Source organism: Pseudoclavibacter sp. AY1H1 (assembly GCF_002931055.1).
Classification (GTDB): Bacteria; Actinomycetota; Actinomycetes; order Actinomycetales; family Microbacteriaceae; genus Pseudoclavibacter.
In genome coordinates, this window is the sequence record NZ_PSXX01000009.1 from 96,488 (window position 1) to 110,874 (window position 14,387).

The window sequence follows — 14,387 nt, forward strand, 5'->3', positions numbered from 1 at the left end:
ATCGGAGCCCTGCAGTGTCGGAGATCTCACCGCCTGCTTCGGCCTGGAAGTTTATCGACTCGGCAACGATCCCCGCACGGACTCAATTGCGTCACACGCATCGCAGGGCCGGTTGTCGCTAGATATCAGGTGAACAGTGCAGATGGCGCTCTTTGGGGCGTCAGTATTGTCACTCTCTTACGTGCCCGCGTCACGGCGACGTTCAAACTCTTGCGAGCTGGCAAAAGATCCGTCTCACCCTGGCGCACGAATGGAGTGTGCAGTTCCTCGTAGACGAACACCTCGTCGAATTCCTTTCCCTTGGCACGGTGTATATTCATCACGATAAGCCTGTGGCTTCCGCGTTTGGCGTTCAGTAGCTGATATTTAACCACGGACTCTCGCATCACTCCGGCGGCTCCTGCGTATGAGCTGTTCCGTCGCCACACTTCGGACAGTCCGGACTCGAGATCGCTCCCGCGGGTGAGTAGCTGAACGGTGCGAGCGTTCTTGCCTGCGGATGCTAACTCGCTTATCGCACTCTCACTTGCGATCGTCAGGGAAGTTAGATAATCGGCAAACGGATGGCCAGAGCGTGCTCGGGCCAGGTGCGCAGTAACCGCAATTCTAAGCCGCTTAGTTGCGACCAATTCTCGTCCGGGTGCCCCGGTTTCCAAGCGCGTCGCCTCGCTCAGCATCTTCACACTGAGCTCCCTGCTTGCTTTCGCGAGTTTGGCGCTTCGGGTAAGCAGGTAGCGGGAGAATGCTCGACATGCCGCGGCTACTGTCGCGTCACCGTCATCGGTGAATTCCAGCAGCGTAGCGATGAGTATCACCGCGGCGAAAGCTTCATCCTTGTCAGAGTTGATGTCGAGGTCGAGGCTCGGCAGCTGAATAGACTGTGCTTGTCTGAAGTAGTCGTACACGCGGGCGGCCAGTGCCCTGGTTGGAGTCAATATCGCGATGGTGCCATTGGACTCGCTCACTCGCTTGAGCCCGGCGAGGACTGCCCATTTGAGCTCCGAGAGCGGCTGGTATCCGGTGCGCATTAGGTGGACCGAATCGTAGTCATCACGGAGCCGCCCGGACAGCACATCCTGTCCGAATGTGGCGATAGCACCCTCGGGACTGCGCCAATTCCATGCGGAAAGGTCGAATTCGACAGGCGAGTACGTGTCGCGGAAGTCCTCGAACCTCCGGTCGCTTGCACCGGGGAGATGGCCGTAGATTCGCTGATCCGGGTCGCCAAGGGCCACGAGCGTACTGGTCACCCCCAACGCCCGGATCATTTCCCACTGGCTGTCGGAAGTATCTTGAAACTCATCGAGGAAGATCACGGGGTGCGCAGTCGAGTATGCGCCTGCGATCGCAGGGTTGGTGACCAGGATTTCAGCCGCCAGTTCGGCGAAGAGATCAAACGGAACCTGACCAAAGTCTGTGAACAGACGTCGGAACTCACCGCTGATGTCAGCATCCGGGTCTCCGAGAGTGGCGCGGAAGGCATTTTCCTCGCCGGGACTGAGGATCGCTAGAGCTCGCGGCGATCCGAGGAGGTAACCATGACTTCGAAGAATAGACCACGCCAGGCCGTGGTATGTGCTGACCTCCAACTGCTTTCGCACGGTGCTGTCCAGCAACGAGCCCGCATGTTCAGTAACCCTATCGATAGTTGCATTCGCGAAGCTCAAGAACAAAACAGTACTGTGCGGGTAAACCAACCCACGGCTAATGGCCAGCGCCGCCTTGCGCAGAGCCGCCGTAGTCTTCCCACTACCTGCGCCGCCTGTAACCATGAGGTGCTCGTCAGCATCGAGGAGCTTCCGGATGAGGTTCTGATATTCGACTTCGCTAGCCCCACCACTATTGTTGGGGGTCAACGGCTTCACCTTCCGGCTGCTGATCGCCATCTACTAAGCCCTCAGACGCTGGCGCCTCTGCGCGAGTAAAATTACGTATGCCGTCCAACACACTCCGCATGGTCGCGGGATAGTCTGCGGAATCAAGCGTGGACAGCAAATGCATAGCGACGCCCTCGCCTTTAGTTTTCTTGAACAGCGCACTGAGCGCCTTATCGAGGGCCTCATCAGTGTCGTCAGCTGGGCCGGAAACGTGCCCGGGCCAGCCTCCTTCCCTTTGGAGATCTTCTACGAATGCTCGTTTCGCCGTCATGGGGACCTCAGCGACGAGAAGGTCCTCGAAACCCGCATACGGCTGCTCGAACGCCACATCGCTCGCTGCATAAATCGCCGCGAGCCTATCGGCGGGTTGGGTGTCAAAGATGGTGATGACGCCCTTCCCGAGCCCCTTGAAGAATCGGGCGAAGGACGCAACGTTAGTTTCCCCTTCCGCGTCGAACACCGCCCAGCCGTCAGTGTCCATACGAGAGTAGTCATCCGGTGCCGCGGCCGCGCCTCGCTTTGCGAGATAGGGGTAGGCCAGCGCTTCAGATCGCCCCTCACAGACAATGATCCGGCGCGCAAGCAGCGCCTCAGAAAACCTGGTTCGCATTCCCTGCATAAACACCTTGTGTTTAAGCTCTGGAGGCAGGTCGACCTTCGCGCCAGCCATCTCTCCGCTCGCGAGATCTCGAGAGACAACAACGAGCTGCTCTGGTTCAAATTCCTCGAGAACGTACGGGGAATGCGACGTGAAAATTGATTGACCCGCAATGTCGCGAATGAGGTCGACGATTCGCTTCTGCGCGGTCGGCGGCAGCGATATCTCGGGCTCTTCCATAGCGAAAATCACTGCCTTGTCGCGCCGCTCGGCGATGAGGCTAAGCATCGCGATGACGAGGGAGTTGATGGTGCCGGAACCCTGATGGTTGAAAGGGGCTGCGTAGTCGCCGGTGCCTGTGGCCATGAAGGCGCGCAAGACGTGCCGCAGGTCTTCGCGTGTCAGGTCGGAGACACGGAGGTGGGGAGCGTCAGCCCACTCCGAGGTGACGATCTTCTTCATGGCGGTATCGAGGCTTGTGAGCACTGCTCCGAACTGGTCGTTGTCCTCGCCTGCCACAGGAACGGTGCGGAGTTTGTCGAGTAGTTGCTCCCACATCTGAACTTCGACTTCGAAGGCCCTCAGCACAACGTCGAGCAACGATCCGCGCTCCATCGACATGGCCCTGTTGCCGGTCCTCAGAGCACGCAGGAGGAGGAACCCAAAAGCACGTTTGTCTGTAGAGGTACACCGCTGCGACGGCTCTGACGCCTCCCGCAGTGGGACGGCGAACCAAGTCTCGCCAACAAAGTCATCCTCTTCGGGATCGTAGCGGCCGGTGAAGAGGATGCGGATGCAGAACTCCGGCTCACCTGCAGGGGCTGACTCGAGGACAGCGTTCGCTAACATGTCCCAGTACTCTAGATTGGCGCGAAATCTTGATTGAATCTCTTCGGAGAGACCGGCGAGAGTCACTTCGATGGATATCGCCTCGTCCAGGTATTTACCGGCATGGAAGTCGTGCTCGTCAATTGGTGGTCGACGATAGAGCCGGTCCGGGCCCAGGGCGAGCTCAATGGCCTCAAGAACAGTCGACTTCCCTGAGTTGTTGTCGCCCAGTAGGAGTGCGGTGGCCCCGAGGCCAATCCGGGCGTGCTTGATGCCGCGGAAATTCTCTATCTTCACTTGAGCGACATACATGGCGTCCTTAATGGGTCAGGTTGCTGGTTGTGACTAGGGTATCGATTGCTACCATCGCGCAGAGCGCGCCACTCCATACACTGGGGTACCCTCCAGTCTTGGACATTGGTTGAAGCAGGCCTGTTGGCCTGCTGGAATGGATGTACTGATGAGCTCGAGAATGAAGTACACGACGCTGTATCGGATCGAGACGGCGAGGCTCGTGATCGAGACGGGGCGCCCGATCGCGCACGTCGCGGCCGAGTTCTGTGTGCGGGAGCAGCTGCTGGGCCGGTGAGTGCAGGCGAAACGGCGAGGTTACGGAGCGCTGAGACGCTTCAGGATGACCCATTGGGCGTGGACGAGCAGGCGGATCTCGCGCGTTTGCGCGTCGAGGTAAGGGAGATTCGCTTGGACAACGAATGCTTGAAAAGCAGCAGCCTACTTCGCGTCGAAGCCACCACGCAGGAATGGTTCGACCTGATGGACGCGAAGAAAGCGAAATTGGGGATCAGCCGACTGGCGCGGCTCTTGCGCGTGGCGGTCTCGCCCAGCCGGAGTCCGAGCGGGCCGCCAGGAGATGCTGGATGTGCTGGCCAGGGACGCACTTCACGACTCAAACGGCATCTATGACGCGCCGCGCGTACATGCAGATCTCGCCGAGGCAGGTGCGAGCGTGAACGTGAAGACCGTCGCGCTGTCGCTGCGCCGGCAGGGGCTCGAGTGCATCGGCCCGCGCAAGATCCAGCCTGTCACGATGATCCCCAGCTTCGCGACGCACGCGATCCAGGATCTCCTGAATCGCCGCGGGGACCGAGGCGAGCTGAACCGGGTGCGGATCTCAGATATCACCTACCTCCGCACGGGGGACGGATGGCTTGCCCTACCTCGCGGTCGTTCGCGACACCTGCTCCAGGAGAGCGCTGGGCCGGGCGGTGGGCCAGACGCTGACCACCGATCTCTTCGAGCGGGCACTGCGCATGGCGCTCCGCGGCGAGGTGCCTGAGCACGTCGTGTTCCGCGCCGACCGAGGCACGCAATACACATCCGAGCAGGCCTACGACTTCTGACAGCAGCTCGGGCTGCGTCGCTCCGCGGGCCGGATCGCGGTCTGCTGATACAACGGGATGGCCGAGCCGTTCTGGTCGACTCTCAGGACCGAGTTCCACGACCGCCGCGCCTGGCCGCCCACGAGGGTCCAAGCGAAACGGGCTCTGTCGCCTACGTGCGACACCGCATCACCACCGACCACGACCTCGTCGAGCTCACGTTCGCTGTCTAGCCACCTGCCCACGACTTGCGGAGAACCCCAGCCGCGACGTCACTGTCATCAACGCCACCATCAGCGAAGTCCTCCGCGAACTCACCATCGACTTCAGCAAGGGCTACCAACCCGCCGGCATCCCGAGAGGGGACTATGGGCCAAAACGCGTGGATGGAAACTTGATCGAGGCCCGTCGTTGCAGGCGTGTTGAGGGTGGTCTTAGTCCGGGACCCTGGGTCGTGGGAAGCGACACTAACTCGACGACTTGTTTGGTATGCGGGCAACGGCTCGTGAAGAACGTGAGAACCGTGGCAGGGGCCCAGCGGTGGCGGTGCCTCAGCTGTGGATCGTCGTGGGTCAGGGGAAGAGCTGACCTCGCACGCGGCAACGAGCTGCGTGAGTTTCTCGAAGTGCTTCTCGGGAAGCGATCCCAGCAGGAGATCACGAACACGAAGACCGGTCGCTCGCTGCGCCGGAGGACGTCCTGGTGTTGGGAGGTCGAACCGGCCCTTGGCCCGGTCGAGACGATCTACCCGGTCGTGCTCGTTGATGGCATCTATCTGGGGTCGTGGTGTCTGTTGATCGCGGTCACGGAGGACTTGCAGGTGCTGGCGTGGCAGTGGTGCTCGACCGAGTCAGCGGCCGCTTGGACGGCGCTCTTAGCGCGCATCCCCGCTCCGGTGGTGGTCTGCGATGGCGGTTCCGGGTTCGCGTCGGCCGCCGGCGCCTGCTGGCCAGACACGAAGATCCAGCGCTGCATGTTTCGTGTGCCGATGAACGTGCGCCGTCACCTCACGCTGCGCCCGAGAACCCATGGTGGCCGGGACTTGCTGGAGCTCTCCAGAGCGCTCTCCCGGGTTGTCGACGCGGGCACCGCGTCGCCTGGCAGCTGGGGTTGCAGGCCTGGTGGCAGCAACACGGGCAGCTCTCGAAGCAACGCTCCACCGATGGGTGGAGCAAGTGGTGGACCCACGACCGGCTCCGGAAAGCGTGGCTGTTACTGAGCCACCTCTCGGGCAACGGGCACCTGTTCACGTTCGTGACCCACGGCAACGCGGGCACCACGAGCCCGCTCGAGGGTGGCATCAACAACGGCATCCGCACCACGCTGCGCAACCACCGGGGCATGAGCGAAGCCCATATGAAACGCGCCACGGAATGGTTCCTCTGCACGCGCGAGCTCATCCACAAGTTTTGTCCTACAAGCTCCAAACAAAATAGCCCGAACCTGCAACTGCAGGTTCGGGCTATTTCCATGTCTTGCGACATCTCACCGTCGGGCTGACAAGATTTGAACTTGCGACCCCTTGACCCCCAGTCAAGTGCGCTACCAAGCTGCGCCACAGCCCGTGGCTTGTGTTCTCCGCGAGGACAACTCGACCATCCTAGCGGAACCTGGGGGCTCCGCGCACCACCGTGTCGCCGTCGTGTCGCGAGGGGCGAAATGGCGCGCGGAGCCACCCCAGCTAGTTGTAGAGCATCCCGCCGTCGACGAGCAGCACCTGGCCGGTCACGTAGCCGGCGTTCGGGCTCGCGAAGAACGAGACAACTCCAGCGACGTCCTCTGGCGTCTCGATGCGGCCGAGCTGGATCGACTCGACGTTCTCCTGCAGGTTCTGGCCGAGCGGCTTGCCGTTGATCTTCGACAGCTCGCTGTCGATGAGCTCCCACATGCCCGTGCCCACGATGCCGGGGCCGTACGCGTTCACCGTGATGCCGTGCGTCGCAAGTTCCTGCGCGGCGACCTGCGTGAGGCCGCGCACCGCGAACTTCGATGCCGAGTACGCGCCGAGGATCGGGAAGCCCTTGATGGCCGCGATCGACGCCGCCGAGATGATGCGACCCTTCACGCCCCGCTCGATGAACGACTTCGCGGCGGCCTGGATGCCGTAGACGACCGAGTTCACGTTGATCTGGAAGATCTTGTTGAGCTCTTCCTCCGTGACCTCGAGGATCGGCTTCACCTGGGCGATGCCAGCGTTGTTGACGATCACGTCGAACCCGCCGAGCTTCTCGACCGCCGTCGCGACGGCAGCCTCGACGTCGGCCTTCTTCGACACATCCGCCGCCACGAAAACGGCGCGACGCCCCAGCGCTTCGATCTCGGCGACAACCCCGGCAGCCTTCTCCGCCTGGAAGTCGAGGTCGGCAACCACGATGTCGTAACCATCCGCAGCCAGCTTCAGCGCAATCCCGCGCCCAATTCCCTGACCCGCTCCGGTAACAAGCGCGACCTGTGTGTCGGTCATGACAACTCCTAACTCGAGGTGCGGCCGACCAGGCTTCGCCTTCGACCGCTGAACGACGCCACGGTAGGCCCGCATCCAGGCCACCAGCGAAGGCACCGGATGCACGACACGGCTCCCCCGCGACATGCCGCCCGACGACACGACACGCAACCCTCGGCAACCCCTGATCACCTCCTCCAGGCAACCCGCACGCGAATGGGGTTGAATCGACTCCTGGCGCCCCGACTTCAGCACGATGCCAGCAGATGCAACGACGCGAGCCGGTCCGCCAGAAAGGCGACGGCATGACGCTCTCCCTCGAAGCGGCGTTCCCCTCCGCACAAGATCTCACCTCATACTCGCGCCTCCTCAGCGACGTGTACGACGCGGAATTCTCGAGCAAACGAGCACCCGCACATCCGCGAGACGTCATCGCCGACTCGTGGGCGCGGCTTCGCCGCCGCGGAGTCCGCCCGAGTCGCGCCCCCGCGAGCGCAAAACACGCCGAAGCCACTTCCGCTGGAGCCCCCGCAACGAGCGATCTCGACTCCGACGCCCTCCTGCTGACGTCGCTCATCCGCGCGAACCTGGGCCACCTCTCGACCCTGCTTCGCGACGACACCGCCGTCCTCGTCGTCAGCAACCGCCACGGCCGCATCGTCGCCCGCAGCGGCGGCACGCAGATGCTGTCCCGCGCCGACGACCTCGGCTTCGTCGAAGGCGCAGCCTGGGGCGAGAACAGCGTCGGAACGAACGCCATCGGCACGGCCCTCGCCGCCCGCCGCCAGGTCCAGGTGCACGGAGCCGAGCACTACTCCCGCTCCCAGCACCTCTGGAGTTGCACCGCAGCCCCCGTCCGCGACCCTAGAAACGGCCGAACGCTCGGCACCGTCGACCTCTCCTTCGAAGTCGCCGACGCGCACCCCATGTCGCTCGGCCTCATCTCCCTCCTCGCTCGGGCGGCCGCACAAGACCTCCGCGAGCGCCACCACCGCGACATCACCGAGCTGCGAGCCGCGAGCTTTAGCGCCACCCGCGAGCTCGACCATCCGTGGGCCGTCGTCGACGAATGGGGCTGGGTTGCCGCGTCATACGGCGTCGACGTGAGCTCCCGCATCCCGCTCCCCCGCGGCCTCAAGTCGGGCGACACCTGGACCACCCCATCAGGTGAAGTGCTAGTGACCGGGCTGGAGCGCGGCTTCCTGCTGAGCCCGGCACGTGCATCGAGAAGACCAGCGGATGCGCCGCCCGAGACCACGATCACCCTGTCGGCAATAGGCACTGGTGCGCTCGTCGAACTGCGCACCCCGACCGGCTCCCGCGAAGTGCGCATCCCCTCCCGCCAAGCCGACATCCTCTTCCTCCTGGCCGCCTCGCCCCGAGGACTCACCGCTCCCGAGCTCTCCGCTCGCCTCTACGGGACGTCGGAACACGACGTGACCGTGCGGGCCGAGATCAGCCGTCTCCGCCGCCACCTCGGCGACGTGCTCGTCGCCGCGCCCTACCGGTTCGCGCCCGGCATCGCCGTCACTGCGACGGACAACTGACCCACCACATCCACTCGGCCGATTGTTCGCACATTCTCCCGGCTGGGAATAGCCTGGTACCTCCGCAGTGTTGCGAACCCAGTCCCCTATCTCAGAAGCAGAGGTCCGCAACATGCAGGTCATGCCAGAACTCACCCCCTTCCGGCGCGGAATCGCCCTCTTCGCGCTCGCGCTCGGAGGCTTCGGCATCGGCGTCACCGAGTTCGCCACGATGGGCCTGCTGCCCGACATCGCCCGCGAGCTGCTCCCCGGCTTCGAGCAGAACCCGGATGCGGTGATCGCGCAGGCCGGCATCCTCATCTCCGCCTACGCCCTCGGCGTCGTCGTCGGCGCCCCCGTCTTCGCGGTGCTCGCGGCCCGCATGTCGCAGACGAAGCTCGCCTTCTGGCTCCTCGGCATCTTCATTGTCGCCTCTGCTGCTTCCGCGCTCATGCCCGACTTCGGCACGACCGCCGTCATGCGCTTCATCGCGGCGCTCCCCCACGGCGCGTACTTCGGCGTCGCCTCCCTGCTCGCCGCCCGCATCATGGGCCCAGGCAAGCAGGGCCAGGGCGTCGCACTCGCCCTCTCCGGCCTCACGATCGCCAACATCTTCGGTGTGCCCCTCGCGACCTGGCTCGGCCAGGCCAGCGGCTGGCGCTACGCGTACGTGCTCGTCGCCGCGATCTTCTTCGTCACGTTCCTGCTCGTGTTCTTCTTCGTGCCCCGCTACCCCGGCAACCCGGAACGCAGCGCCATGAAGGAGCTCATCGCCTTCAAGAACCCGCGCCTCTGGATCATGGTCGCCGTCGGCGCCATCGGCTTCGGCGGCTTCTTCGCCGTCTACTCGTACATCGCCGAGGTCACGACCCGCGAGACGGGCCTCGGCCCCGGCATCGTGCCGTGGGTGCTCGCGACCCTGGGCGTCGGCATGACGCTCGGCAACCTCATCGGCGGATGGGCGGCAGACCGCAACCTGACCCGAACCATGTTCGTCGGTTTCGGCTCGTTCATCGCCTCGCTCGTCTTCTACAGCCTCATCGCGTCGAACCCGGTCGGCCTGTTCGTGGCCGTGTTCTTCCTCGGCCTCACCTCGTCCTCGCTGCTGCCGGCCATCCAGTCGCGCCTCGTGCGCATCGCCGACGAAGCCGCGCTGCTCGGAGCAGCCATCAACCACGCGGCGTTCAACGTCGGCAACAGCCTCGGCGCCTGGCTCGGCGGCATGGTCATCGCGGGCGGCCTCGGCTACCTCGCACCCGGCTGGGTGGGCGTCGTCCTCGCCGTCCTTGGCATGGCCCTCACCGCGCTCGGCGTCTCGGTGGAACGCCGCGACAAGCGCCACTCCCTCGACACCACCGGCCTCCGCACGATCCCCGCAGCCGAACGCGCCGACATCGGGGCCTGACCAACCAATCGTTGCCCGGCGTTTCGCCCTCTGGAGATGACCCCAGAGGGCGAAACGCCGGGCAGCGATCGCCGAGAGAACCCAGGCAGAGGCGGCGTCGGCGGGCAGCGATGGACAGCGAGAGAGCGAAGACCCGCGCCGCAGACTGGCGGCAGTTCTTCGCAGGAGCGAGTCGGCCCCACAATCATGCGTTGCCCCAACGGCCGCCCCGCACTAAGGCGTGCTCAACGTTGGTCCCCGTGTATCCCCGGGCCTTCGCGCACCGGAGAACGTCCCTAGGATTCAGAGACCCCCGACGATCGGACATGCAATGGCGCTGGACTTCGTTTCAATCGACTTCGAGACCGCAAACCACCAGCGAGGCTCGGTGTGCCAGATCGGCGTCACCGACGTGCGCGACGGTCGCATCGTCTCCACCGACTCGTGGTTCATCAATCCACCAACCGGCCTGGTCTTCACGAACACGCACATCCACGGCATCAGCGCCTCGCACGTGCAGCAAGCGCCCACCTGGGGTGAGACTCTTCGGCGCCTGACCACGGTGGTGCAATCGGCCCCGATCGTTGCGTACAGTTCCTTCGACAAGGGCGCGTATAACGCTGCCAACTCGCTCCTGGGCCTCAGCGACCCGGGCTTCGAGTTCTTCGACGCTCTCGTCCTCGCGAAAGCGCGGCTGCAGCTCGACAGCTACAAGCTGCCCCACGTCGCCAAGCACCTCGGCCTCCCCTCGTTCTCTCACCACGACGCCGGGGCGGATGCGCTCGCGTGCGCCCAGATCGTCCTGCACCTCTCGACCCACACTGGAGTCAGCGACGTCACCAGCGCGTGGCCCGAGTCGAGACCCGCGAAAGCACGAGCCAGCCGGTCCGCGTATGCGCACAAGCAGAGCGTCATCCCGGAAACGAACGCACACGCCGACCCCACGCATCCGCTCTTCGGTGAGGTGATTTGCTTCTCCGGCGACCTCGACAGCCACACCCGCGGAGATGCGCAGAAGCTGGTCGCAGAAAAGGGAGCGACGGTGAGCGGCGGCGTGACGAAGAAGACGACGCTTGTCGTGATGGGCGGCTACGATCCGGCCACGCTTCGCCCCGGCGCGAAGGTCAGCAGCAAGATCCAGAAGGCCATGGACCTCGCCGCGAAGGGGCAGCGGGTCGAGATCGTCACCGAGCAGGTGTTCCTCGAACTGATCGCACGCTGAGCGCACTCGGCGTCTCCGTCGAGCGCCGCGACAAGCGCCACTCCCTCGACACCACCGGCCTCCGCACGATCCCCGCGGCCGAACGTGCCGACATCGGAGCCTGACCCACCAATCGCTGCCCGGCGTTTCGCCCGCTGAAGGTCACCTCAGAGGGCGAAACGCCGGGCAGCGATCGCCGAGAGCGCCCGCGCAGAGCGCAAGCCCCCCACGCCTACTGCACCGTCGACGCGAACATATTCAGGCCGAGCTTGTTCGACAGGTGCCGGGTGGCGCGGATGCCGCGCACGCTGTTGCCGGCCGCATCCAGTGGCGGGGAGAACGTCGCGAGCGAGCCCTTGCCGGGCGCGATCGTGACGATGCCGCCGGAGACGCCGCTCTTGCCCGGCATGCCCACCTCGAACAGCCAGTCACCGCTCGCCTCGTACATGCCGTTCGTCGCCATCACCGACAGCACGTCGCGGCTCACGGACGGATCGACGACATCCACGCCGGAGATGGGGCACTCGCCGCCGTCGGCGAGCGTCGCGCCCATCGTGGCGAGGTCCTCGGCGGTCACGAGCAGCGAGCACTGCCGCGTGTACAGCTCGGTCACCTGCGTCGGGTCGAGCGAGATGTGCCCGTAGCTCTCGAGCAGCCTCGCGATGCTGCGGTTGCGCGTGTTGGTCTTCATCTCCGACTCGTAGACGCGCTCGTCGATCTCGAGCGGGTGGCCGACGAAGTTCGACAGCCCCGCGTGGATGAAGTCCCACTTCTCATCCCAGGTCTTCCCGGGCACGAGCGACGTCGTCGCGATCGCCCCCGCGTTGACAAGCGGGTTCATGGTGCGTCCGCCGTTGAGCTCGATCGCCATGACCGAGTTGAACGGCAGCCCCGTGTTGTTGACGCCGATGCGCTCGCGCACCTCCTCGTGCCCCAGCTCCTGCACGACCAGCGCGTAGACGAACGCCTTCGAGATCGACTGGATCGAGAACTTGAGCTGCGCGTCCCCGAACGAGAACCGGTGCCCGTTCGCCGAGGTGAGGCTCAGCCCGAACCAGGACGAGTCGGCCTCCGCGAGCGCGGGAATGTAGTCGGCGACGGCGCCGTCCTGCACGTGGCGGTACCGCTCGTACGTCTCGGAGAGCATCTCCCGCACGTGATCGGCATCCGGCAGCCTGCCAGTCGACACCACGCGGGTGTCGGGATGCACGAGGTCCGGCTCGCTGGGGAACGCGGTCGGGTGTTCCGGCAGGAGCGTCTGTTCGGGGAGAGTCGTCACGACCCCGAATCTAGTCCTGCACGGTGCCCGACGCGAAGAGGTTCATGCCGAGCTCGTTCGACAGGTGCCTGGCCGCCTTGATGCCGCGCACGCTGTTGCCGGCGTCGTCGAGCCGCGGCGAGTAGCTCGCGAAGCCGCCCTTGCCTGGGGCGATCGTCACGAGCCCGCCCGAGACGCCGCTCTTCGCGGGCATCCCGATCTCGTACAGCCACTCGCCGCTCGCCTCGTAGAGGCCGTTCGCGGCCATCACGGCGAGCGCATCCCTCGATGCACCCTGCCCGATGACCTGCTCGCCAGTCTTCGGGTTCCTCCCGCCGTCGGCGAGCGTCGCGCCCATGACGGCCAGGTCCTCGGTGGTGACGAGCAGCGCGCACTGCCGCGTGTAGAGCTCGGTGACCTCGTGCGGGTCGAGGGTGATGTGCCCGTAGCTCTGCAGGAGGCGCGCGATGCCCTGGTTGCGGATGTTGTTCTCACGCTCCGACGCGAACGCGTCCTCGTCGATCTCGAGGTCGCGCCCCGCGAAGGCGGAGAGGCCACTCAGGATGAAGTCCCACTTCTCCTCCCACGTCTCCCCCGGCGCGAGCGCCGACGTGGCCAGCGCGCCCGCGTTGACGAGGGGGTTCATGGTGCGGCCGCCGTTCAGCTCGATCGCCATGACCGAGTCGAACGGCAGGCCCGTGTTGTTGACGCCCACCAGCTCGCGCGCCTTCGTGTGCCCGACCTCCTCGCGCACGAGCGCGAACACGAAGGCCTTCGAGATCGACTGGATCGTGAACAGCAGCTCAGCGTCGCCGCGACTGTACGACTGCCCCTCGGTGGAGACGATGCAGATCCCGAACAGGTCCGGGTCCGCATCCGCCAGCGCCGGAATGTAGTCGGGCACCTCGCCGTCGTCGACCGACGAGAACTGCTCGTACGTCTCGTCGACCGCGGTCTTGACGTCGTCGGAGTCGGGTAGCTGCCCCGTCGAGATCGCCGAGCGGCTCGAGTGCACCATCTCCGGCTCGTCGCCGAACATGTGCGTTGCGTCCACCGTGGTCTGCGTCATGTGGGCAACCCTAGCCAGCCCCGCACGGCGGGCAGCTGACCGAACCGGGGCGAAGCCGGGATCGGCCCAGGCAGGTGAGAGAACCCTGGACATCCGGTTGGCCCGGTTGCGGCAACTACTTGCATAAATGAAACTAGATGCACGCATCAATCGATGGAGAGGAAGGTCGATGACCGAAGCAGAGCACCCCGAGCAGCTCCGACTGCCACAGAGCCCCAAGCGCACACTCTCGGCCTTCGATTGGGTGATGCTCCTCGGCATCCCCGTTGTCGCCTACTTCGGCGTCGCGGGGGCGGCCGTCGGCAACACCGCCGGCCTCGTCCTCACCGGATTCGCCGCGCTCGCCATGGTCGCCTTCCGCGCGCTTCGTGTCGGCAGGAAGAACGAGCCGCACATCGCGCCGTGGACCCACTGGCTGTCGATCGGCGTCGCTGTCGCCTCCTTCGTCACCGCGTGGAACGCGTTCCGAGCCGCTCCCCTCGACACCGGCATCGTCTTCACGCTGCCCCTCGTCCCGGTCGCTCTGTTCTTCGCCCTCGTCATCGCCGTCTTTCGGAAGCCGCGGCCGTGAGCGAGACGCCAGAGCTTCGAGCGCTGTTCTCACCGCCGCGGTTCAAGGTGCTCGGGTTCCTCGTGCAGGTCGAGGAGTCTGACTACGCCTCCATCGGGGAGTTCACCGACCTCGGCGTTCCGGAGATCTCGAGAACCGTGAAGTTCCTGGACGAGGCAGGCCTCGTCCAGGTCAGAAAGGGCCAGAAAGGCCGCTACCCGCAGACCCTCGTGCGCGCTACGCCGAGCGGACGGGAGCGGTTCCGCGAACTCCTGGCCGACTTGCAGCGCTACGGGCTGGGTGGTTGAACCAC

14 protein-coding genes, 1 tRNA gene and 1 pseudogene are annotated in these 14,387 nt (G+C 64.9%); 10 read left to right on the top strand and 6 right to left on the bottom strand.

Features of this window, described 5'->3' with window-relative positions; genetic code table 11:
* Positions 1 to 125: 125 nt before the first annotated feature.
* Positions 126 to 1,886 carry a UvrD-helicase domain-containing protein gene (locus C5E05_RS14000; RefSeq protein ID WP_104342255.1) on the bottom strand — a complete coding sequence of 587 codons (1,761 nt, stop codon included), beginning with the start codon at positions 1,884 to 1,886 and terminating at the stop codon, positions 126 to 128.
* Complete coding sequence (locus C5E05_RS14005; protein ID WP_104342256.1) at positions 1,840 to 3,615, bottom strand: ATP-dependent endonuclease; 1,776 nt, start codon at positions 3,613 to 3,615, stop codon at positions 1,840 to 1,842. The genes C5E05_RS14000 and C5E05_RS14005 overlap by 47 nt, the downstream gene beginning before the upstream one ends.
* Positions 3,616 to 3,763: 148 nt before the next feature.
* Here C5E05_RS14005 and C5E05_RS20555 point away from each other — a divergent pair, with 148 nt between their 5' ends.
* The 5 genes and pseudogenes from C5E05_RS20555 to C5E05_RS20730 all read left to right on the top strand — a co-directional run bounded on the left by C5E05_RS20555 (position 3,764) and on the right by C5E05_RS20730 (position 6,143).
* A complete protein-coding gene (locus C5E05_RS20555) occupies positions 3,764 to 3,892 on the top strand; it encodes a hypothetical protein (protein WP_258064879.1) in 129 nt (42 codons plus the stop codon).
* A gap of 282 nt (positions 3,893 to 4,174) precedes the next feature.
* Positions 4,175 to 4,324: pseudogene (locus C5E05_RS20720) on the top strand (IS3 family transposase); the annotation flags it as partial.
* A gap of 148 nt (positions 4,325 to 4,472) precedes the next feature.
* On the top strand, positions 4,473 to 4,664 hold the full coding sequence (locus C5E05_RS20560) for a DDE-type integrase/transposase/recombinase (RefSeq protein WP_181059616.1): 192 nt from the start codon (positions 4,473 to 4,475) through the stop codon (positions 4,662 to 4,664).
* 733 nt (positions 4,665 to 5,397) lie between these two features.
* The gene (locus C5E05_RS20725; protein WP_374953454.1) at positions 5,398 to 5,862 is read left to right on the top strand and encodes a transposase; all 465 of its coding nucleotides are present in this window, start codon (positions 5,398 to 5,400) and stop codon (positions 5,860 to 5,862) included.
* Positions 5,863 to 5,897: 35 nt separating this feature from the next.
* Positions 5,898 to 6,143, top strand: a complete 246-nt coding sequence (locus C5E05_RS20730) for a hypothetical protein (protein ID WP_374953451.1) — start codon at positions 5,898 to 5,900, stop codon at positions 6,141 to 6,143.
* Here C5E05_RS20730 and C5E05_RS14020 read toward each other — a convergent pair.
* A tRNA-Pro gene (locus C5E05_RS14020) sits at positions 6,135 to 6,208 on the bottom strand. The two genes, C5E05_RS20730 and C5E05_RS14020, sit on opposite strands and share 9 nt — an antisense overlap.
* 116 nt (positions 6,209 to 6,324) lie before the next feature.
* The gene (locus C5E05_RS14025; RefSeq protein WP_104342259.1) at positions 6,325 to 7,107 is read right to left on the bottom strand and encodes an acetoin reductase; all 783 of its coding nucleotides are present in this window, start codon (positions 7,105 to 7,107) and stop codon (positions 6,325 to 6,327) included.
* A 284-nt stretch (positions 7,108 to 7,391) separates the two neighbouring features.
* Between C5E05_RS14025 and C5E05_RS14030 the strand changes: the two genes are divergently transcribed.
* The 3 genes from C5E05_RS14030 to C5E05_RS14040 all read left to right on the top strand — a co-directional run bounded on the left by C5E05_RS14030 (position 7,392) and on the right by C5E05_RS14040 (position 11,218).
* Positions 7,392 to 8,633 carry a helix-turn-helix domain-containing protein gene (locus C5E05_RS14030; protein WP_181059618.1) on the top strand — a complete coding sequence of 414 codons (1,242 nt, stop codon included), beginning with the start codon at positions 7,392 to 7,394 and terminating at the stop codon, positions 8,631 to 8,633.
* Positions 8,634 to 8,754: 121 nt separating this feature from the next.
* Positions 8,755 to 10,017: an MFS transporter gene (locus C5E05_RS14035; RefSeq protein ID WP_104342312.1), complete on the top strand. Its 1,263-nt coding sequence runs from the start codon at positions 8,755 to 8,757 to the stop codon at positions 10,015 to 10,017.
* A 310-nt stretch (positions 10,018 to 10,327) separates the two neighbouring features.
* Positions 10,328 to 11,218 (top strand): exonuclease domain-containing protein, encoded by an 891-nt coding sequence (locus C5E05_RS14040; RefSeq protein ID WP_104342261.1) that lies wholly within the window; start codon positions 10,328 to 10,330, stop codon positions 11,216 to 11,218.
* 211 nt (positions 11,219 to 11,429) lie between these two features.
* Here C5E05_RS14040 and glsA (C5E05_RS14045) read toward each other — a convergent pair whose 3' ends face one another.
* Both glsA (C5E05_RS14045) and glsA (C5E05_RS14050) read right to left on the bottom strand, forming a co-directional pair.
* Complete coding sequence (gene glsA, locus C5E05_RS14045) at positions 11,430 to 12,476, bottom strand: glutaminase A (RefSeq protein ID WP_308471902.1); 1,047 nt, start codon at positions 12,474 to 12,476, stop codon at positions 11,430 to 11,432.
* 10 nt (positions 12,477 to 12,486) lie between these two features.
* A complete protein-coding gene (gene glsA, locus C5E05_RS14050) occupies positions 12,487 to 13,524 on the bottom strand; it encodes a glutaminase A (protein WP_258063177.1) in 1,038 nt (345 codons plus the stop codon).
* A 169-nt stretch (positions 13,525 to 13,693) separates the two neighbouring features.
* Between glsA (C5E05_RS14050) and C5E05_RS20565 the strand changes: the two genes are divergently transcribed.
* Entirely contained in the window at positions 13,694 to 14,095 is a 402-nt protein-coding gene (locus tag C5E05_RS20565; protein ID WP_146081122.1) for a hypothetical protein, read from the top strand.
* Positions 14,092 to 14,382, top strand: coding sequence for a transcriptional regulator (locus C5E05_RS20570; protein WP_146081123.1), 291 nt, complete (start codon positions 14,092 to 14,094; stop codon positions 14,380 to 14,382). The genes C5E05_RS20565 and C5E05_RS20570 overlap by 4 nt, the downstream gene beginning before the upstream one ends.
* Positions 14,383 to 14,387: the final 5 nt, after the last annotated feature.

Coding starts and splice junctions, on each gene's coding strand:
- glsA (WP_258063177.1), bottom strand. CDS start 13,524: ATGACGCAGACCACGGTGGACGCAACGCACATGTTCGGCGACGAGCCG.
- C5E05_RS14030 (WP_181059618.1), top strand. CDS start 7,392: ATGACGCTCTCCCTCGAAGCGGCGTTCCCCTCCGCACAAGATCTCACC.
- C5E05_RS20555 (WP_258064879.1), top strand. CDS start 3,764: ATGAGCTCGAGAATGAAGTACACGACGCTGTATCGGATCGAGACGGCG.
- C5E05_RS14040 (WP_104342261.1), top strand. CDS start 10,328: ATGGCGCTGGACTTCGTTTCAATCGACTTCGAGACCGCAAACCACCAG.
- C5E05_RS14000 (WP_104342255.1), bottom strand. CDS start 1,886: ATGGCGATCAGCAGCCGGAAGGTGAAGCCGTTGACCCCCAACAATAGT.
- C5E05_RS14035 (WP_104342312.1), top strand. CDS start 8,755: ATGCCAGAACTCACCCCCTTCCGGCGCGGAATCGCCCTCTTCGCGCTC.
- C5E05_RS14005 (WP_104342256.1), bottom strand. CDS start 3,615: ATGTATGTCGCTCAAGTGAAGATAGAGAATTTCCGCGGCATCAAGCAC.
- C5E05_RS20565 (WP_146081122.1), top strand. CDS start 13,694: ATGACCGAAGCAGAGCACCCCGAGCAGCTCCGACTGCCACAGAGCCCC.
- C5E05_RS14025 (WP_104342259.1), bottom strand. CDS start 7,107: ATGACCGACACACAGGTCGCGCTTGTTACCGGAGCGGGTCAGGGAATT.